Origin of the sequence: Paenibacillus harenae (genome assembly GCF_030812415.1) — a bacterium.
Taxonomy (GTDB): Bacteria; Bacillota; Bacilli; order Paenibacillales; family Paenibacillaceae; genus Pristimantibacillus; species Pristimantibacillus harenae_A.
In genome coordinates this window covers 839,959-858,951 of sequence record NZ_JAUSST010000002.1, presented here as the reverse complement: position 1 = coordinate 858,951, position 18,993 = coordinate 839,959, and the positions used below count along the sequence as shown (strand labels likewise).

Below are 18,993 nucleotides of genomic sequence, written 5' to 3'. Positions count from 1 at the left end.
CCTATGTACTTTGAGCGTTATACTAACAGCTGCTGCTGCTCTGCAAACAGCTTGCCTAGAAACGTACGACGATGAAGCGGACTAGCCCCGTTCTCCAGTAGTCGCTCCCGGTGAAGCTTCGTTGCATAGCCCTTGTGAATGGCAATCCCGTAGTCGGGATACGCTTCTTCCCACTCGCCTTGGCAAAGTCTGTCACGCGTCACTTTCGCGACGATTGACGCCGCTGCAATGGACTGGCTCGTCGCGTCGCCTTTAATAATCGATTGCTGCGGCAGCGGCAAGTCGACCTTCTCCGCGTCAATGAGCAGATAGTCTGCCGGTACGGCGAGCGATTCGACCGCCAATTTCATCGCCAAGCGGGCGGCTTGCTTAATATTGATTCGATCGATCGTCTCCGCATCGACGCGAGCAACGGACCAAGCCACGGATTGCCGCAAAATAACTTCATAAAGCATATCCCGCTTTTTCTCCGACAACTTCTTCGAATCGTCAACGCCCTCAATCAGCAGACCGGGAGGCAGGATAACCGCTCCGGCAACGACATCGCCGAATAGGCAGCCTCTCCCAACCTCGTCAATGCCTGCGATGGTTGAATAACCGTCGCCCCATAAAGCTTGTTCAAACCGCAGCATCGTATCGTTCCCCCTAAGGCCGCTTGCGCCGTAATGCTTTACGCAGCTTACTGCTTTTGCCGCTTAATCTTTTCTTCCAGGCATATCGTCGTAAGGCGCTTCAAGCGTAATCCGACCGAGCTTCCCAGCTCGCAGATCGCGCAAAATAATGCCCGACGTTTTCTCCAAATCGACGCGTCCGCCGCCAATCAAACAGCCTCTGCGACGTCCGATATCTTCCATGACCCGCACGATCTCATCGGAATCCTCTACATCCTTCGGTGGCGTGTCCAAGTCGTAACGCTCGCTGATCGTCGGCCAATATCGCCCGGCCAGCTCCCGAACCGCGAAGAACGCAATATCGTCAACGTTCAAGATTTGTTCCTTGATCGCTCCCGTCATCGCAAGGCGATAACCGACCAGCTCATCCTCGAACTTCGGCCACAAAATGCCCGGCGTGTCGAGAAGCTCGATATCGCCGCCGACGCGAATCCATTGCTGCCCCTTCGTTACGCCCGGGCGATCGCCCGTTATTGCTATATTGCGGCCGGCGAGACGATTGATCAACGTCGACTTGCCTACGTTCGGAATACCGACGATAAGCGCTCTGATCGCACGCGGATTCATGCCCTTCGCTATTTGGCGAGCTATCTTCTCATGCAAGATTTGCTTCGCTTTCGCCGGGATGTCGCCAACTCTCGTGCCAGTCGAAGAATCGACGGCGACGCACTCATGACCTTCATGGGCAAAATATTGCATCCAGCTTTCCGTTGCTTTCGGATCGGCGAGATCCGACTTGTTAAGCACAATAAGACGAGGCTTATTGTTCAATATTTCGTCGATCATCGGATTGCGGCTAGACAGCGGCACCCTCGCATCCAACAACTCGAACGCAATATCGATTAATTTGAGCTTATCCTGTATTTGCCTCTTCGCCCGGGTCATATGACCGGGAAACCATTGAATCGCCATGCTTTCACCTCAAACCTCAATCAAACTAAAATCCTAATTCCAATGTTTAATGAACTCCAGCTTGTTCAGCGGCCAGAAAATAATGTCCGCGCGTCCGACGATTTCCTCGTCCCTTACGAAACCGATAAAGCGGCTGTCCGTACTGTTGCTGCGGTTATCGCCAAGCGCGAAGATCGTGCCCTCCGGCACCGTCGCCTCCGTTACCTGGCTATTCGGGAAGTCGGTATTGATTCCCGGCTCGTTATAGAGCTCCCCTTTTGCATGAGCTTCTTCGATCGCTTCTTTAATATACGGCTCTTCGACTATTTTATCATTAATATATAGATCGTCACCTTCAAGACGGATTTTATCGCCTGGGACGCCGATTACGCGTTTAATGAACTTGCGGTGCTGATCGGGCACGTCGAACACGACGACCTCGCCGAACTTAGGCTCACGAATCGAATACAGTATTTTGTTCACGATGAGACGTTCGCCCGTTTCGAAGTTGGGCTCCATCGAGGGTCCATCCACTATAAACGGAGAGAACAAAAATTGCCTGATAATAAATACGAGCACGACTGCTATGACCAGAGCTTTGATCCATTCTACGATTTCCTTATAAGCTCCGCCCTTCCTAGCCGAACCCGCTCCATATGTAACAGCACGCTCCGGGAGCGGGCTTTGCCCATCCTCTGCATCTGAATGCTTCAATTCATTGCCGCCATCCGTATCAGAAACGCCATTGTTCTTCTGTAAGTCCATCTCTCCCGCCCTCTTTCCTTATGCGTAGTTATGTAAGCAATGCTGCAAAAAACGAAGAGGAGCTTGTTTGCGCAAGCCCCTCTTGTTTGTTCATCTTAGCGAATCTCTTTAATTCTAGCAGCTTTACCACGCAGACTGCGAAGGTAGTACAATTTCGCACGACGTACTTTACCACGGCGAGCCACTTCGATTTTTTCGAGTTTTGGCGAATGCAGCGGGAAAGTTCTTTCCACGCCAACACCGTAAGAAATTTTGCGCACTGTAAAAGTCTCGCTAATTCCGCCGCCGCGGCGTTTGATTACAACGCCTTCGAACAACTGAATACGCTCACGAGTACCCTCGATAACTTTAACATGTACTTTCAAAGTGTCGCCTGGACGAAAGTTTGGAAGATCTTTGCGCAATTGCTCTTGTGTAATTGCTTGTACGATATTCATTAAAATTTCACTCCTTCCACCATAGACGTTCATAGAAGCTCGCCGAATTCCATTGAACCGGTTCAACACTGCTAGCGGACCGCCCGATATACGAACAACATTAGAAATTTTACCACAACCGCACTTACAATTCAACTTGTTTTTAGTACGGACCGAATCGTGTATACTTATACGTATCTATATAATGACAAACTATGACAAAAACGAGGTGCAGAATGCTACAAAATTCCCGAAAATCCAACCCAATGCTCCATTTCGTTATCGCAATCCTGCTCATCTATTCGTTCACGGCCGTTTACCCAAGCGAAGCTGCAACCGCAAGCTCCCCTACATTCATCGATACGGATGGACATTGGGCACAAAACTACATTAGCTGGGCGGTAGAAGAACAATTGGCAGCAGGGTACGCCGACGGCTCCTTCAAGCCGAACAAACCGATCAGTGAACCTGAATTTTTGACCATGCTGCTCAGGGCTTATAATCTAGTACCTCTGTCGTCCGTTGCTGGCGGCGCATGGTATACGCCTTATTATGACTATGCGCTAGAGCATGGATGGCCCGTAACCTATGCAACAACGATTAATTCCTTCCACCGCGGACAAGCAGCTCACCTTATCGCCTCTGCTGCGGTAGGCAAATCGTTTTCGGAGACAAGCGCTATCCAATGGTTGCTCGACGAAGAGATATCCAACGGACGAACGTCGGCTACTGTTAACGGGTTTGAAGCAGGAGGCTTGCTCACGCGGGCCGAAGCGCTCACCTTTTTTTACAATCTGAAACAACACAGCTCCTCGCTCGCCAGCGCAAAGATTAAGCCAGTAGGCTATAAGCTGGGCGGCATCGCGATCGGTGACGATGGACAGAGGCTCGAGCATCTCTTAGGCAGTCCTATAAGAATCGAAGCGAGCGGCTATAGCTTTGATTGGCATATTTACAACACGGGCAAGAGCTACGAACGGTTCCTTATGGCCGGTATGCAAAACAACCGCGTTGTCGCGCTATTCTCCAGTTCTGAAGCCATGTGGCAAACCGAAACAGGCATTGAGCCTGGAATAACAATTGCCGACGCGAAGTCGCGGACAGGCGCTGTTCAAGACGCTGCCTCGGGCGACGATTATTATATGTATACGGCGGACGGCGTGCTTACAACGCTGTTCATCGACCGCAAGGACGGAAACAAAGTAAGCGGCATGCTTCTGATCAAGTCCGGGAGCGCAAGCACCGTCAAGCATTCCGCGGCGATCCAAACCGCTTTCGAGCAGCAAACCTTCGACCTGGCGAATGCCGAGAGATCGAAACGAGGCATTCCTTTGCTTGTCTGGGACAAGCTTGCAGCCTCGTCCGCGCGCGCGCACAGCGTCGACATGGGAGGGAGGAATTTCTTCGGCCATTATAATCCCGACGGCAAATCGCCGTTTGATCGCATGGACGACAAGGGCGTACGTTATAGGATGGCGGCGGAAAATATAGCAGCAGGCTATCCGAACAGCATCTACGCCCATTACGGCTGGATGAACTCCGATTCCGGTCATCGCGAGACTCTGCTGAACAGCAAGATGGAGAAGCTCGGTACCGGCGTAGGCTTCGGCAGTTCTACCAGCTCTTACAACATTTATTATACCCAAAATTTTTATACGCCATAATACGATCCCTATTCAAGAACCGCAAAAAAACAAGCTGCACCGGTCCTAATAACCGACTGCAGCTTGTTTTTTGTTCTTGCTAAGTTTTCCACTCGATACCTTCTTGCGCTGCAGCTTCTTTCAGCCATTTGCGCTCCTTGTCCGAGAGCTCTGCCTGCTCCAGCAGATCGGGACGACGACGCAGCGTGCGCAGCAGCGACTGTTGACGCCTCCACACATCAATATTGGCGTGATGCCCGGACAACAGGATGTCTGGAACCTCCCAGCCCCGATATTCGGCCGGTCTCGTATAATGGGGATATTCCAGCAGGCCTGTACTGTAAGAATCCGTAACCGCCGACGTTTCATTGCCCAGCACGCCCGGAAGCAACCGAACGACACTGTCAATGATCGTCATTGCAGGGATCTCCCCGCCTGTCAGCACGTAATCGCCGATCGACAGCTCGTCCGTAACCAAATACTCGCGTATACGCTCGTCATAGCCTTCATAATGGCCGCAGATAAGCACGAGATGCTCTTCTCTCGCCAGCTCCTCGGCTTTCTTCTGCGTGAACGTCTCGCCCTGCGGACACATCAGGATGACGCGCGGCTTCACGTTCGGTTCAGGCTTCAGATCCTCTACTGCCGCAAAGACCGGCTCTGCCTTCAACACCATGCCGCCCCCGCCGCCATATGGATAATCGTCAACGGTATTATGCTTATTGTTCGAATAATCGCGGAAGTTGATCGCCTGCAGAGAGACAATGCCTTTATCCTTCGCTTTGCCCAATATGCTCGCTCCGAACACGCCTTCGAACATTTCCGGGAACAGCGTCAGCACATCAATCTTCATTCGTTAGATCAATCCTTCCATTAGCTTGACCGTGACGGCCTTCTCTGCAACGTCGACACGAAGCAGCACATCGTCGATAACCGGAATAAGAATCGGCTTGCCGGCTCCCTTCGGACGCTCAACCACCCACACATCATTTGCGCCAGGACTAAGGATTTCTGTAATCGTGCCAAGCTCCTCGCCCTCATCCGTAATCACGCGGCAGCCGATTATTTCGTGGTAGTAATACTCGCCTTCATCCAGCTTGCCTTGCTGGTCCTCCGATATTTTGAGCGCCCAGCCTTTGTACTTCTCGACAACGTTAATATCGTCGAATCCGTCCAGCTTCACAATATATACATTCTTGTGCGAACGCGAGCTAACGATCTTCACCTCAAGCGAAGTACCTCGCTCTTCATCCTGCAGCAGCAGTTTGCTTCCAGGAGCGAACCGCTCGTCCGCAAAATCAGACTGCGACAATACTTTGACCTCGCCTTTAATCCCATGCGTATTCACGACTTTGCCAACCGTTAACCATTTCCCGTTCATTCCAACCAGCCCTTCACCTTTATGTATATCTGTATTATACATGAAAAACAGCTTCGTTCCACGTCGCGTCGCGGAAGGAAGCCGTCCATTATATCTCCCCAAATGGAAAAGGGCTAGGACTATTCATCCTAACCCTCGCATGCGTGCATTATGACATGATATCGACGACGACGCGCTTCTGCGATTTGACGGAAGCTGAAGTCACAACTGTACGCATTGCTTTCGCAATACGACCTTGTTTACCGATAATTTTACCGATATCCTCAGGGTGAACCGAAAGCTCGTAAATCGTATTGCGGTCATCATCCTTCACGTTCACACGCACTTCCTCCGGATGATCCACCAAAGCCTTCGCTATGACAAGAATTAATTCTTTCATCTCAAAGCCCTCCGCTGTTCATCCGCTATTATTTTTGAAGTTTAAGCTCGTGGAACTTTTTCATGACGCCAGCTTTGGAAAGCAGGTCGCGAACAGTGTCAGAAGCTTGAGCACCTGTTTGCAGCCATTTCAAAGCTTTCTCTTCGTCGATCTTTACTTGAGCCGGTTGTACAACCGGATTGTAAGTACCGATTTCTTCAATAAAACGTCCGTCACGCGGCGAACGGGAGTCCGATACAACAACGCGGTAGAAAGGAGCTTTGTGAGCGCCCATCCGTTTCAAACGAATACGTACTGCCATTAGAATTCACCTCCTTCGAAAAATAAACATAAAGTCGCTGCTCCGTCATTCATTAGAACGGAAACTTCATATTTTTGCCGAGCATGCCTTTGAGCCCTTTTTTGCCACCCTTAGGCCCTTTCGGTCCCATCATCGACGAGAACTGCTTCATCATTTTCTTCATATCGTCGAACTGCTTGATCAAGCGGTTGACCTCAACGATTGTTGTCCCGCTTCCCGCTGCGACGCGCTTGCGACGGCTATGGTTGAGAAGCTCGGGCTTCTGCTTCTCATCCTTCGTCATCGAGCGAACGATCGCCTCGACGCGGCCGATCTGCTTCTCGTCGATCTTCATGTCCTTAACGCCCTTCATCTTGTTCATGCCGGGCAGCATATCCATGATCTGATCGAGCGGGCCAAGCTTGCGCACCTGAGCCATCTGCTCCAGGAAGTCGTCAAACGTAAATTCCGCCGTACGCATCTTGCGTTCCATCTCTTTGGCCTGGTCCGCGTCGATTCCCGCCTGCGCCTTCTCGATCAGCGACAGCATGTCTCCCATGCCGAGAATACGCGATGCCATCCGCTCCGGATGGAACGGCTCGAGCGAATCGATCTTCTCGCCCATCGCAGCGAACTTAATCGGACAGCCCGTTACAGCCTTGACGGACAATGCCGCGCCACCGCGCGTGTCGCCGTCAAGCTTCGTCAACACGACGCCGGTAAGCACCAACTGCTCATGGAAGCTTTGGGCTACGTTAACGGCGTCTTGCCCTGTCATCGCATCGACAACGAGCAGCACCTCATCGGGCTTGACGATCTGATGAATGTTCTTAAGCTCTTCCATCAGCGCCTCGTCAATATGCAGACGGCCCGCCGTATCGATAATGACGTAATCGTTGTTGTTGTCCTTCGCGAACTGTAAGCTCTGACGGGCAATTTCAACCGGCGATGTCTGATCGCCAAGCGCGAATACAGGCGCATTGATTTGTTCGCCTAGCACTTGAAGCTGCTTGATTGCCGCTGGACGGTAGATGTCGCAGGCAACGAGCAACGGCTTGTGATTGCCCTTCTGCAACAGCTTGGCAAGCTTACCGGAAGTCGTTGTTTTACCTGCGCCCTGCAAGCCGGCCATCATGATGACCGTCGGAGGCTTGTTCGCCTTAGCAAGCTTGCTTTGGGTGCCGCCCATTAACTCCGTAAGCTCTTTATTTACAATATCGATGACGACCATGCCGGGCGTAAAGCTCTTGGATACGTCCAAGCCCAAAGCCTTTTCCTTCACCTTGGCGATAAAATCCTTCACGACCTTAAAGTTAACGTCCGCCTCCAGGAGAGCCAGCCGCACTTCGCGCATCGCTTCGTTCAGATCGTCTTCGGTTACTTTGCCCTTACCCCTCAGCTTGCTGAATACATTCTGAAGCCTATTCGATAAGCTCTCAAATGCTGCCATGAACCGTCACCTCCTTCTCTAATCGATTATCCGCCGCTCTGAATGCGTCAATGACACTCACGAGCGCAGTTCTCTCTGTATCTTCTATCGCTAGGTTCATTACGCTCTTCTCCAACTGATCGGCAAGCTTCAGCAGCGTCTCGTGTTTCACAAGCAGGTTCAGCTTGCTTTCGTAGCCTTCGAGCGCCTGCTCGGCCCGCTTGACGTTATCGTACACCGCCTGACGGCTAATGCCGAATTCCGCAGCGATTTCGCCCAAGGAGAAGTCGTCGTGAAAATAATATTTGAGAAACGTTCGCTGCTTCTCTGTCAGAAGCGGCTCGTAGAAGTCGAACAGCAAATTGACTCGGGTCGTCTTCGATAAGGCGTCTGGTTCATTTGCTTTCATCCCCTTCGCCTCCCGATTCCTTAGCATCGCTTTTGCTCTACCGGCAAGCCGTCAAGTAAAACACCTTTACAGCATTGCAACGTCTTTTATCATACATGACGCTATAGGCGGCTGTCAAGCATTTGTACTTGTCACCAGATCAAAACGTAATCCGACGCAACCATCGGCTACTCACCTGAGTGCAAGCCTCATGAAAGTGCGGGATCGACATCTGTTTCTTTAATTCTCGCCTCAATAATTAAGGGATTTTCTACCGTTAATCTCTGCTTTTTTGCCCATCCGGGCTGTATAACTGGAATTTCTCCAGCTATTTTCACGATTCCCCAGAGAAACCGGTTACCTCCCCGGTGATAACAGGAGGTTTTCCAGTTAAACTGCATTCGAACGATATAGCAACGAAAATAACAGGAGGTTTCCCGTTGATGCCTTGGGTTATACAAACCGGAACATCAATGCGAACCGGCTAACACTATCGTTTTGGCGGGGGAGCCATGCGGCTATAGCTGCATATAAAGCTGACGCTTATTGGCCAGCTTGCGCTTCTTCTTCCTCACGCTGGATTAAGCCGGCGAAGAGGGCATGCACGAACTGCTCGGAATCGAATTGCTGCAGGTCGCCCATTTTTTCGCCAAGACCGACAAGCTTCACCGGCAGGTTCAGCTCGTTGCGGATCGCGATGACGATGCCGCCTTTTGCCGTGCCGTCCAGCTTCGTCAATACGAGGCCGGTTACGCCGCTTTTCTCGCCGAACAGCTTCGCTTGGCTAAGCGCGTTCTGGCCGGTCGTCGCGTCGAGCACGAGCAATACCTCATGCGGCGCATCCGGAAGCTCGCGTTGAATGACGCGGAATATTTTGTTCAGCTCTTCCATCAAGTTCGTCTTGTTCTGAAGGCGTCCTGCCGTATCGCACAGGAGCACATCAACGCCTCGCTGCTTGGCCGCTTGAACGGCGTCGAACATGACGGCTGCCGGATCGGAGCCGGATTGCTGCTTAATGACGTCAACGCCTACGCGCTGCCCCCAAACTTCAAGCTGCTCGATCGCTCCGGCACGGAACGTATCGCCGGCAGCCAACAGGACGCTTTTGCCCTCGCTCTTAAACTTATGGGCAAGCTTGCCGATCGTGGTCGTCTTGCCAACGCCGTTAACGCCTACGAACAGAATAACGGTAATGCCGCTGGAAGCCATCCGCAGCGCAGAATGGTCGTCGCCCTTCATCAGCCCGATTAGCTTCTCGGAGAGAATCGGCTGCAGATCGGCCGCGTCCTCGATTTTGCGTTTCTTCACTTCCGCGCGCAGCTCGTCGATAAGCTGCATAACCGTATTGACGCCAACGTCCGCGCCGATCAAAATTTCTTCAAGCTCCTCGTAGAACTGTTCGTCGATTTTTTTGCGGCGCAGTATTAGCTCTTCGACTTTCTCGACGAAGGCGGTACGCGTCTTGGTCAAGCCTTCCTTGAATATATTCGTGACCGCTTCGGTCTTCGTAGCGATACTTTCCTTCAATTTCTTGAAAAAACTCATTCTCCATGTCCTCCATCCTAAACATACAAGCAAACCGTAATTTCTACGCCGATACCGGCTCGTCTTCCTCCAGACGTACCGACACGAGCTTCGATACGCCGCCTTCCTCCATCGTTACCCCGTAGAGAACGTCCGCTTCTTCCATCGTACCTTTACGGTGCGTTACGACGATGAACTGCGTAAGTTCCGAGAACTCGCGCAAATATTGGGCGAATCGCGCTACGTTCGCTTCGTCAAGCGCAGCTTCGACTTCATCGAGTACGCAGAACGGTACGGGCTTCACTTGCAGGATGGCGAACAGCAGCGCAATCGCCGTCAGCGCCCGCTCGCCGCCCGACAGCAGCTGCAGGTTCTGCAGCTTCTTACCTGGCGGCTGCGCTACGATGTCGATACCCGTATCGAGCACCTTATCCGGCTCGACCAAGACGAGATCGGCCCGGCCGCCGCCGAACAGCTTCGCGAATACAACGACAAAGTGGCCGCGTATCGCTTCGAAAGTCGTCTTGAAGCGCTTAGACATCTCCTCGTCCATTTCGCGAATAACTTGATACAGTGTCGTCTTCGCTTCAATTAGATCGTTTTTCTGCTCCGACAGGAATTCGAAGCGCTCCTTCACGCGATCGTATTCATCGATCGCGCCGAGGTTCACTTCACCGAGGGCGGCAATCTGCCGCTTCAGATCGCGAACCGCCGTCTGCGTTCCGAGCACGTCCTCCGGAACCGGATACTGCTCCTTCGCCAGCTCGTAGCTTAGCTCATATTCTTCGCTAAGCTTGCGAAGCAGGTTATCGAGCTCCACATCGAGCCGATTCGCAGCGATTTCAGTCTGTCGCATTTGCTCCTCGACCGCTCTAAGCTGGGCTCGCTGCTCCTTCGTCTCGCTCTCGCCTTCCTCGATTTCCTGAAAGCGCTGCGTACGCTCGGCGCGCTTCAGATCCGTCTGCTCCGCGCATTGCTGCTTCTTAATGCGCAGCGCGTTAAGCTGCTCGATCTGGCGGACGGACTCCTCGCCATGACGGACAAGCTCCTCGTCCTGCTGCTCGGACAACGAGCGCAGGCTGGCAAGTTCCTGCTTGGCGCGCTGAATGTCCGTGCGCACCCGCGTCGCTTGATCCTCGAACGACAGCTTCTCTTGATCGGTCTTCGCCGCGGCGATCTTAATGTCGGTAAGCTGCCCTTGCAGCTCCTCTTTCGCGGATTCGCTTGCTTTGCGCCGCTCCTCCGCAAGACGAATCGCTTCCTGCAATCTTGCTTCATCTATAACGAGCTGCTCCAGCCGCTTCTCGGCCGCTTCCGCAGCCGCTTGGAGCGATTCAAGCTCGTTCTTGTGCGTGCTGCGATCAGCCGTATGAAGCTGCTGCTGCTCGTCCAAGTTTTTCGCTTCGTTATTCAGTTGCTGGAGCTCGGCACGAATTTGCTGTTCCTCGATCCGGCATTGCTCGGCCTTGGCACGCAGCTCCTCCATGTTATGCGAGCGGATCGACTGCTCCTTGCGCAAGTCGCTCAGCTTGTCCCGCAGCTGCTCCACCGTAATCCTTGCATCAGCAATCTCTTGATCGAGCGTTTCAATCTGGCGCTGCCTGCCGAGCAGGCTTGCACCCTTCTTCTGCAAGCTGCCGCCTGTCATCGAACCGCCTGCGTTTACAATATCGCCGTCGAGCGTAACGACACGGTAGCGGTATGAGCACTTGGACGCAATGCGGTTTGCTTGCTCCAGGGTCTCTGCGAGCAATACGTTGCCGAGCAAGTTGTTCACGATAGCTTCGTATTTCTTGTCGCTGCCAACGAGATCCGCCGCTACTCCAATGAAGCCTTCGAGCTCGGATGCTATCCGCTTATCATGCTCAGGCACTTGCCGCCCGCGAATGACGTCGAGCGGCAGAAACGTTGCCCTGCCGAGCTGTCTCTGCTTCAAGAAGGCGATCGCCGCCCGAGCGGACTTCTCGTCTTCCATAACAATATGCTGGAGCGCGCCGCCGAGCGCCGTCTCGACAGCCGTCTCGATCCGCTCCGGCACGCGCATCAGCTCCGCGACCGCTCCATGAACGCCGGAAATGCCCCCGGTACCGCGGCGTGAAGCCTTCAGCACTTCCTTAACGCCGTGCATGAAGCCGTCAAGCGCATCCTGCATTTCCTTCATTGTGTCGCGACGCGAGATATGGCTGTCCAGCTTCTGATCCCACTTGCGAATCGCGATCGTCACTTCATCGAGCGTCTGCGTAATCGACTTCGTCTGCTCCGATTCCGATATCGACTTGTTTCGCGCTTGCTCCAGCTGTTCAAGCGTAGCGCTCAGCGCTTGCTGCAAGTGTTCTCTCCGCTCGTTGACGCGAGTCTGTTGATCCGACCACTTCATCTCGTCTTCGCTCATTCGTTCCATCCGGCGCTGCAGCGTCTCTTGCTGCTGTGCGGCGTAACGAATTTCGTTGCGATGCTGCGCCATCGAACTCAGCACTTCCAGCAGCTCGCTCTTCAGCGTCTCCTCAGCATCGGGAGCCGTACCGCCGGCAACGCCGAGCAGCCTGAATTCCTCCTCCGCCATCTTAGCTCGAATGTCGGCAAGCTCCAGCTCCAGCGCAGCAGCCTTGCTGCGGAATTCCGCCTCTTCCTTCGTCAGAACGCCAATGCGCGCGTCCTGCGAAGCAATCGACTCCTCGAGCTGACGTTTGTTCTGCTCCAGATTGCGGCGGCGTTCCTTGAGCACCTCGCCATAGCCTTCGCACTTCTCGAAGTCTTCGCTGATCTGCAGCATTAGTTCATGCAGCTGATCCAGCGTCGTCTCCAGCTCGCGCAGCATTTGGCGATCCTTCTCAAGATGGGCGTCATGGGAGCTTACGATCGTAGACAATTGCATCTGTTCATTCGTCAGCTTCTCCAGCTTGCCGCTCGCTTCCGTCCACGATCCGTGAATTTGTTCGATATTATGTACATACATCGATATCTCTTTATTTTTCAGCTGTTCCTTGAGCTCCTTGAAGTGGATCGCCTTCTCCGACTGCTTGCGAAGCGGTTCTACCTGGTCTTCAAGCTCGGAGACGAGGTCGTGTATGCGCAGCAGGTTCTGCTCCGTCTCATCGAGCTTCTTCTGCGCCTCGCGCTTGCGGGATTTATATTTGACGATACCCGACGCCTCTTCGAAAATACCGCGTCGATCCTCGGAACGCGTACTTAAAATTTCCTCGATCCGGCCTTGTCCGATAATCGAATACGCTTCCTTCCCGATGCCCGTATCCATGAACAGCTCGGTAATATCCTTCAGCCTGCACGGCTGCTTATTAATCAGGTATTCGCTGTCGCCGCTCCGATGAACCCGGCGCGTGACCGTTACTTCATTATATTCAAGCGGCAGCGCGCCATCCGCATTATCCAGCGTCAGCGATACCTCGCCATAGTTGACCGCCTTGCGCGCGTCGCTTCCGGCGAATATTACGTCTTCCATCTTGCCGCCGCGCAAGCTCTTCGCGCTCTGCTCGCCCAGCACCCATCTGATGCCGTCGGAAATGTTGCTTTTACCCGAACCGTTCGGCCCAACGACAGCCGTAATGCCGGTTACAAATTCCATCTCCGTACGATCGGCAAATGATTTAAAACCCGATAATTCAATCCTCTTCAGAAACATGGTTTGGCTTTCACCTCACCCTGTATTGTACCACATCTTAATAGTTTACGTTAACCATTTTGACATACAGGACGGCGTATGAATGAGAAAGAACGCAACAACCCAGCCAACCTTCTTGAACTTCTCCGCATCGGTCAAACTGCCGAACGGACAATCCCTTACAGGGGTCAAAATACAGTTTGCATAGCATATTCGATTTGTTCACAAATAAAGGCCACTATGTCCGAATCGTCTCGATTGCTTACAGTTAGCTAGAAATAGCGCATTCATGTCCTCACTGCAAAAATAAATGGAACACCTCCCGGACGACTCGCACGTCCGAGAGGTGTTCCATTCCATTACCGTTCTACGCTTGCTGCTCTTGCGATAAGTTGCGCCATGCTTCGGCAGCCGCACGTTGCTCCGCTTCCTTCTTCGTCCTGCCGTTGCCAATGCCGAATCGTTCCTCACCGAGATACACTTCGACGACAAACTCCCGGTCATGGGCGGGACCGCGCTCCTCCACGATTCGATACTCGACCGGACCGAGCCCATGATGCTGCGAGCGTTCCTGCAGCTTGGACTTCGCGTCCTTTACAAGCAAACCGTAGTCGTTCGAATCGATGAACGGGAACATATGCTGTTGCAGGAAGCTGCGTACTTGCTCGATGCCCGCATCAAGGAAAATCGCTCCAATAAACGATTCGAACAAGTCAGCCAGCAGCGCCTGGCGCTGCCTGCCTCCCAGCTGCTCTTCGCCGCGGCCTAACAGCACATGCGCGCCAAGCTCCAGCCGTTCGGCGAATTGAGCGAGCGACGGCTCGCATACGACCGATGCGCGCATTCTCGTCAGCTCGCCTTCCGGCCGCTGCGGGTAGGTCATGAACAAATACTCGGACACAAGCAATTGCAGCACCGCATCGCCGAGAAACTCCAGCCGCTCGTTGTCTTTCGTCTGCGCTCCCTTATGCTCGTTCACATAAGACGTATGGGTGAACGCCTGCTTCAACAGCCGTGGACGTTTAAAATGGAGCTGCAGCCTCTGCTGCAGCTCCATGAAGGAATCACGCTTCATAAACTTTCATCACGATCGTTGCGTTATGACCGCCGAATCCGAACGAATTCGATAACGCCGTTTTTACTTCCGCTTTACGAGGCTTATTCGGCACATAATCCAAATCGCACTCCGGATCTTGGTTATCCAGGTTGATTGTTGGCGCAATAATGCCGTTCTTAAGCGTAAGGCCAAGAATAACCGCTTCGACACCGCCGGCTGCGCCGAGCAAATGTCCCGTCATCGACTTCGTCGAGCTTACGGCTACTTTGTAAGCATGGTCGCCAAGCGCCTTCTTGATCGCCTTCGTCTCCGAACGGTCGCCAACCGGCGTCGATGTGCCATGTGCGTTAATGTAGTCGATCTCCGATGGTTCTATGCCCGCATCCTTGATCGCTTTGGCCATGCAACGTGCCGCGCCATCCGGATCAGGCTCCGTCATGTGGTGAGCGTCGCCGCTCATGCCATAACCGATAATCTCCGCGTAAATCTTAGCACCGCGCGCTTGCGCATGCTCGAGCGACTCAAGCACCAAAACGCCTGCGCCCTCGCCCATAACGAATCCATCGCGATCGACGTCGAACGGACGGCTTGCTTTCTCCGGCTCATCGTTGCGAACGGACATTGCGCGCATCGAGCAGAAGCCCGCCATGCCGGTCGGACGGATTGTCGCTTCCGCACCTCCGCAGATCATTACGTCAGCGTCACCGCGCTGAATGAGCTTGTAGGAGTCGCCGATGGAATGCGTTCCGGTCGCGCATGCGGTCACCGCCGTGCTGTTCGGACCTTTCGCACCCGTCAGCATCGATACTTGGCCGGAAGCCATGTTCGCGATCATCATCGGAATGAAGAACGGGCTGACACGCTTAGGGCCTTTCTCAAGCAAAATGTTGTGCTGATCTTCCCACGTTCCAAGACCGCCGATACCGGAGCCGATCATGACGCCTACGCGTTCCGCATCGACGGCCTCTCCGATCTTCAAATCCGCGTCTTTCACCGCCAATTGGCTGGCTACAGCCGCGAACTGAACGAAACGGTCCATTCTGCGTGCTTCTTTTTTATCCAAACCGTAATCCTCAGGATTAAAGTTTTTGATTTCGGCGGCAATGCGCGTCGGATATTCGGAGAAATCAAATGCCTCCACAACGGAAACCCCCGACTTGCCTTCAAGCAAATTGCCCCAGAACTGTTCCAAATCAGAACCTAATGAGGTCATAACCCCCATACCGGTAACTACTACTCGTTGTTTCATTCGCTTCACCTCTAAGGACAGCAATATGGATGGCCAAGCCTGCGCCATCTTTATATTTATATAAAAGCTATAACGCTAAGTATAATTGTCGGGATTAAGCCCTTCGGCCTCATGTTCACGCATCGTTCGAAAAAAACGGTCAAGATGGAGAGAAGTCCCGTTTGTTAGAACGGGACTTGTCCTTCTTAGGTATGAGATTGTATGTAATTAACTACTTCTCCCACCGTTGTGATTGTCTCTGCATCTTCATCAGAGATCTCCATATCAAACTCGTCTTCCAGCTCCATGACCAATTCAACGACATCAAGAGAGTCAGCGCCGAGGTCATCTTTAAAGGAAGCTTCCAGCGTGACTTCCGCTTCGTCTACGCCAAGGCGGTCGATGACGATACGTTTTACACGATCTACTACTTCGGACATCCGGTTCACCTCCTCCATGGTATTATACGAGAATTAAAGATAAAATGCCATACGTAACCGTTTTAATTGAACCGCATCGCCTTGCGCCGTTCTCAGTCGGTGAGGGCTAACGTCTCGTGGTTGCGGCATTAAGGCTGCGTTACATGTACATGCCGCCGTCTACATGGACGGTTTGGCCTGTCATATACGCTGCGGCGTCGGAGGCCAGGAAACGAACCGCGTTGGCAATATCGGCTGCGTCGCCTAGACGCGCAAGCGGAATCTGCCCGGCAAGCGACTGGCGCATTTCCTCGGGCAGCTTGTCCGTCATTTCGGTCTGAATGAAGCCAGGAGCCACGCAGTTGACTGTGATGCCTCTCGAAGCGAGCTCGCGCGCGCTTGCCTTCGTAAGACCGATAACGCCAGCTTTGGCAGCCACATAATTCGCTTGCCCCGGATTTCCGAGCACGCCGACGACCGACGAAATGTTGATGATCCGGCCGGAGCGTTGCTTCATCATCGGACGGGTAACCGCTTTGATGCCGTTGAACACGCCTTTGAGGTTCGTTTCGATGACTTGGTCGAACTCTTCTTCCTTCATTCGCATAATAAGATTATCTCTTGTAATGCCCGCGTTATTCACCAAAATATCGATTGCACCCAATTGCTCGATAACTTCCTTCACCATCGCGTCGAATTCATCGGCTTTGCCGACGTTCGCTTTCACGATGACTGCGCGCCTGCCGAGCGCTTCAACGGCTGCCGCCGTCTCCGCTGCCGCAGCTTCGCTGCCGGAATAATTGACCGCAACATCCGCTCCTGCTTCGGCGAGCGCAATTGCAATCGCTCTGCCGATACCGCGGGACGCTCCCGTAACGAGCGCTTTCTTGCCTTCCAGACTGGCAAACATACATATCCCCTCCGTTTGGCGTTAGTTAACTTGCAGCGCATCAAGCGCCGTGATGCTATTCACCGAAATGACGCGTACGTTCTTGTCGATTTTTTTAATCAGGCCGGCAAGCACCGTTCCCGACCCGATCTCGACGAACGTATCCACGCCTTGCTCGATCAAATAACGCACGCTGTCTTCCCATAGAACCGGCGAGTAGACTTGTTCGACCAAGAGAGCGCGAATATCGCTCGCTCCGGTCACTTCACGTGCCGTTACATTAGCAATGACTGGAATCGAAGCGTCCTGCAGCTCTACGCTTGCCAGCGTGTCGCCAAGCTTCTCAGCAGCCGGCTTCATGAGCGAGGAGTGGAAAGGACCGCTGACGTCAAGAGGAATAACTCGCTTAGCGCCAGCTTCCTTACCGCGTTCCACGACTGTTTGTACGCCAGCCGCAGTGCCGGAGACGACAATCTGACCCGGACAGTTGACATTGGCAAGCTCGACGGTCGTGCTTTCGGACGACACCTGCGCGCATAGAGCCGCAAGCGCTTCGCGTTCGGCGCCGAGCACTGCCGCCATCGCGCCTTGCCCGTTCGGAACGGCTTGCTCCATGAACAAGCCGCGTGCGCGAACGGTGCGAACCGCGTCCTTGAACGACAAGACGCCAGCTGCGACAAGCGCGCTATATTCGCCTAGGCTGTGACCTGCGACATAATCGGCTTTAAGCCCGCGTCCTTCAAGCGCTTCAAGCAGGGCAATGCTGACCGTCAGCAGCGCAGGCTGCGTATTGGCCGTCTGCTTCAACGTCTCCTCAGGACCTTCGAAAATAATATCGCTCAGCTTGAAGCCCAACGCTTCATCCGCTTGTTCGATAATGGCTCGTGAACGTTCGAATGTTTCGTACGCGTCTTTCCCCATGCCCACAGCTTGAGCGCCTTGGCCGGGAAACACGAATGCTGTTTTGCTCAATTGAAACCCTCCTAAAAAGTTTGCGATTGCAAACTTATCTTCGAAAGCTAACTACCAGACGAGAACCGATGCGCCCCACGTCAGGCCGCCGCCGAAACCGACGAGAACTAGGCAATCGCCTTGCTGCACGCGTCCCTCTTCTACAGCCTCCGCAAGCGCTACCGGAATCGAAGCGGCCGACATGTTGCCGTATTTGTGCAAATTAATCATGGCTTTCTCTTCGGACAAGTCCAGACGAGTAAGCGCCGAATTTATTATGCGGATATTCGCTTGATGCGGCACAAGAAGATTAATGTCCTCCTTCGTCATGCCGGCCTTCTGCAATGCGTCTTCGGCCGCGCTCCCCATAATGCGCACCGCGAACTTGAATACGTCGTTGCCCGCCATATGAATGAAATGCTGCTTGGCCGAGAGGCTCGCCTCTGAAGCCGGAACGCGCGAGCCGCCGCCGCACACCTTAAGCAAGTCGCCGCCGCTGCCGTCGGCTCCAAGCTCGAACGAACGGAATCCGCGGCCTTCCTCCACTTGCCCGAGAACGACAGCTCCCGCCCCGTCTCCGAACAAGATGCACGTGTTGCGGTCCGTGTAGTCCGTAATGCGCGAGAGCGTTTCCGCGCCGACAACTAGCACATGCTTATACATGCCGGTAGCAATCATGTTCGAAGCCGTTGCCAAGCCATAGATAAAGCCGGAGCAAGCAGCCGACAAATCGAAGGCTGCAGCTTTCTTGGCGCCGAGCTTATCTTGAAGCAAGCAAGCCGTGGATGGGAAGAACATATCCGGCGTTATCGTCGCGACGATAATGAGATCGATGTCTTCGGCCGTCAGTCCTGCGGCAGCAATCGCTTTTTTTGACGCATGCAGCGCAAGATCCGACGTCGCTTCCTCTGCGGAGGCCAGCCGGCGCTCTCTGATGCCCGTACGGGTGACGATCCACTCGTCGTTCGTTTCAACCATTTGCTCTAATTCTTGGTTCGTCAGAATACGTTCCGGAACATATTTACCCGTTCCTATAATGCCTACAGGATATAAACTCATTACA

The 18,993-nt window shown here is 53.4% G+C and carries 19 protein-coding genes; 1 reads left to right on the top strand and 18 read right to left on the bottom strand.

From position 1 onward, the window contains the following. Window positions 1-17: 17 nt before the first annotated feature. The 4 genes from J2T14_RS08815 to rplS all read right to left on the bottom strand — a co-directional run bounded on the left by J2T14_RS08815 (window position 18) and on the right by rplS (window position 2,764). Entirely contained in the window at window positions 18-632 is a 615-nt protein-coding gene (locus J2T14_RS08815) for a ribonuclease HII (RefSeq protein ID WP_307469909.1), read from the bottom strand. A gap of 63 nt (window positions 633-695) precedes the next feature. Next, window positions 696-1,583: a ribosome biogenesis GTPase YlqF gene (gene ylqF / locus J2T14_RS08810; protein WP_307469907.1), complete on the bottom strand. Its 888-nt coding sequence runs from the start codon at window positions 1,581-1,583 to the stop codon at window positions 696-698. Between the two features lie 33 nt (window positions 1,584-1,616). After that, on the bottom strand, window positions 1,617-2,327 hold the full coding sequence (gene lepB / locus J2T14_RS08805; RefSeq protein ID WP_307204006.1) for a signal peptidase I: 711 nt from the start codon (window positions 2,325-2,327) through the stop codon (window positions 1,617-1,619). Between the two features lie 95 nt (window positions 2,328-2,422). Beyond that, entirely contained in the window at window positions 2,423-2,764 is a 342-nt protein-coding gene (gene rplS, locus J2T14_RS08800) for a 50S ribosomal protein L19 (RefSeq protein ID WP_307204005.1), read from the bottom strand. A gap of 215 nt (window positions 2,765-2,979) precedes the next feature. Here rplS and J2T14_RS08795 point away from each other — a divergent pair, with 215 nt between their 5' ends. Next, entirely contained in the window at window positions 2,980-4,407 is a 1,428-nt protein-coding gene (locus tag J2T14_RS08795) for a CAP domain-containing protein (protein ID WP_307469903.1), read from the top strand. 79 nt (window positions 4,408-4,486) lie between these two features. On the opposite strand, the gene trmD is transcribed toward J2T14_RS08795, so the two are convergent. The 14 genes from trmD to J2T14_RS08725 form a co-directional block, all read right to left on the bottom strand. Continuing rightward, window positions 4,487-5,239, bottom strand: a complete 753-nt coding sequence (gene trmD / locus J2T14_RS08790) for a tRNA (guanosine(37)-N1)-methyltransferase TrmD (protein ID WP_307469900.1) — start codon at window positions 5,237-5,239, stop codon at window positions 4,487-4,489. 3 nt (window positions 5,240-5,242) lie between these two features. Next, window positions 5,243-5,767, bottom strand: a complete 525-nt coding sequence (gene rimM / locus J2T14_RS08785; RefSeq protein WP_307204156.1) for a ribosome maturation factor RimM — start codon at window positions 5,765-5,767, stop codon at window positions 5,243-5,245. A gap of 148 nt (window positions 5,768-5,915) precedes the next feature. Continuing rightward, window positions 5,916-6,146 (bottom strand): KH domain-containing protein, encoded by a 231-nt coding sequence (locus J2T14_RS08780; protein WP_307204001.1) that lies wholly within the window; start codon window positions 6,144-6,146, stop codon window positions 5,916-5,918. Window positions 6,147-6,174: 28 nt separating this feature from the next. Further along, window positions 6,175-6,447 carry a 30S ribosomal protein S16 gene (gene rpsP / locus J2T14_RS08775; RefSeq protein WP_307204000.1) on the bottom strand — a complete coding sequence of 91 codons (273 nt, stop codon included), beginning with the start codon at window positions 6,445-6,447 and terminating at the stop codon, window positions 6,175-6,177. Window positions 6,448-6,499: 52 nt separating this feature from the next. Next, window positions 6,500-7,876: a signal recognition particle protein gene (gene ffh, locus J2T14_RS08770; protein WP_307469897.1), complete on the bottom strand. Its 1,377-nt coding sequence runs from the start codon at window positions 7,874-7,876 to the stop codon at window positions 6,500-6,502. After that, entirely contained in the window at window positions 7,863-8,264 is a 402-nt protein-coding gene (locus tag J2T14_RS08765) for a putative DNA-binding protein (RefSeq protein ID WP_307203998.1), read from the bottom strand. The genes ffh and J2T14_RS08765 overlap by 14 nt, the downstream gene beginning before the upstream one ends. A gap of 522 nt (window positions 8,265-8,786) precedes the next feature. Continuing rightward, the gene (ftsY, locus tag J2T14_RS08760; RefSeq protein ID WP_307203997.1) at window positions 8,787-9,788 is read right to left on the bottom strand and encodes a signal recognition particle-docking protein FtsY; all 1,002 of its coding nucleotides are present in this window, start codon (window positions 9,786-9,788) and stop codon (window positions 8,787-8,789) included. A 43-nt stretch (window positions 9,789-9,831) separates the two neighbouring features. After that, window positions 9,832-13,407, bottom strand: a complete 3,576-nt coding sequence (gene smc, locus J2T14_RS08755) for a chromosome segregation protein SMC (protein ID WP_307469895.1) — start codon at window positions 13,405-13,407, stop codon at window positions 9,832-9,834. Window positions 13,408-13,753: 346 nt separating this feature from the next. Further along, the gene (gene rnc / locus J2T14_RS08750) at window positions 13,754-14,461 is read right to left on the bottom strand and encodes a ribonuclease III (protein ID WP_307203994.1); all 708 of its coding nucleotides are present in this window, start codon (window positions 14,459-14,461) and stop codon (window positions 13,754-13,756) included. Beyond that, window positions 14,451-15,692 (bottom strand): beta-ketoacyl-ACP synthase II, encoded by a 1,242-nt coding sequence (gene fabF / locus J2T14_RS08745; protein WP_307203993.1) that lies wholly within the window; start codon window positions 15,690-15,692, stop codon window positions 14,451-14,453. The genes rnc and fabF overlap by 11 nt, the downstream gene beginning before the upstream one ends. A gap of 185 nt (window positions 15,693-15,877) precedes the next feature. Next, a complete protein-coding gene (locus tag J2T14_RS08740; RefSeq protein WP_307203992.1) occupies window positions 15,878-16,111 on the bottom strand; it encodes an acyl carrier protein in 234 nt (77 codons plus the stop codon). Between the two features lie 139 nt (window positions 16,112-16,250). Continuing rightward, on the bottom strand, window positions 16,251-17,000 hold the full coding sequence (gene fabG, locus J2T14_RS08735) for a 3-oxoacyl-[acyl-carrier-protein] reductase (protein WP_307203990.1): 750 nt from the start codon (window positions 16,998-17,000) through the stop codon (window positions 16,251-16,253). Between the two features lie 21 nt (window positions 17,001-17,021). Next, the gene (gene fabD / locus J2T14_RS08730; RefSeq protein ID WP_307469892.1) at window positions 17,022-17,951 is read right to left on the bottom strand and encodes an ACP S-malonyltransferase; all 930 of its coding nucleotides are present in this window, start codon (window positions 17,949-17,951) and stop codon (window positions 17,022-17,024) included. Between the two features lie 51 nt (window positions 17,952-18,002). Continuing rightward, window positions 18,003-18,989, bottom strand: a complete 987-nt coding sequence (locus J2T14_RS08725) for a beta-ketoacyl-ACP synthase III (protein ID WP_307469890.1) — start codon at window positions 18,987-18,989, stop codon at window positions 18,003-18,005. Window positions 18,990-18,993 lie beyond the last annotated feature (4 nt).

Coding starts and splice junctions, on each gene's coding strand:
- J2T14_RS08815 (WP_307469909.1), bottom strand. CDS start 632: ATGCTGCGGTTTGAACAAGCTTTATGGGGCGACGGTTATTCAACCATC.
- ylqF (WP_307469907.1), bottom strand. CDS start 1,583: ATGGCGATTCAATGGTTTCCCGGTCATATGACCCGGGCGAAGAGGCAA.
- lepB (WP_307204006.1), bottom strand. CDS start 2,327: ATGGACTTACAGAAGAACAATGGCGTTTCTGATACGGATGGCGGCAAT.
- rplS (WP_307204005.1), bottom strand. CDS start 2,764: ATGAATATCGTACAAGCAATTACACAAGAGCAATTGCGCAAAGATCTT.
- J2T14_RS08795 (WP_307469903.1), top strand. CDS start 2,980: ATGCTACAAAATTCCCGAAAATCCAACCCAATGCTCCATTTCGTTATC.
- trmD (WP_307469900.1), bottom strand. CDS start 5,239: ATGAAGATTGATGTGCTGACGCTGTTCCCGGAAATGTTCGAAGGCGTG.
- rimM (WP_307204156.1), bottom strand. CDS start 5,767: ATGAACGGGAAATGGTTAACGGTTGGCAAAGTCGTGAATACGCATGGG.
- J2T14_RS08780 (WP_307204001.1), bottom strand. CDS start 6,146: ATGAAAGAATTAATTCTTGTCATAGCGAAGGCTTTGGTGGATCATCCG.
- rpsP (WP_307204000.1), bottom strand. CDS start 6,447: ATGGCAGTACGTATTCGTTTGAAACGGATGGGCGCTCACAAAGCTCCT.
- ffh (WP_307469897.1), bottom strand. CDS start 7,876: ATGGCAGCATTTGAGAGCTTATCGAATAGGCTTCAGAATGTATTCAGC.
- J2T14_RS08765 (WP_307203998.1), bottom strand. CDS start 8,264: ATGAAAGCAAATGAACCAGACGCCTTATCGAAGACGACCCGAGTCAAT.
- ftsY (WP_307203997.1), bottom strand. CDS start 9,788: ATGAGTTTTTTCAAGAAATTGAAGGAAAGTATCGCTACGAAGACCGAA.
- smc (WP_307469895.1), bottom strand. CDS start 13,407: ATGTTTCTGAAGAGGATTGAATTATCGGGTTTTAAATCATTTGCCGAT.
- rnc (WP_307203994.1), bottom strand. CDS start 14,461: ATGAAGCGTGATTCCTTCATGGAGCTGCAGCAGAGGCTGCAGCTCCAT.
- fabF (WP_307203993.1), bottom strand. CDS start 15,692: ATGAAACAACGAGTAGTAGTTACCGGTATGGGGGTTATGACCTCATTA.
- J2T14_RS08740 (WP_307203992.1), bottom strand. CDS start 16,111: ATGTCCGAAGTAGTAGATCGTGTAAAACGTATCGTCATCGACCGCCTT.
- fabG (WP_307203990.1), bottom strand. CDS start 17,000: ATGTTTGCCAGTCTGGAAGGCAAGAAAGCGCTCGTTACGGGAGCGTCC.
- J2T14_RS08725 (WP_307469890.1), bottom strand. CDS start 18,989: ATGAGTTTATATCCTGTAGGCATTATAGGAACGGGTAAATATGTTCCG.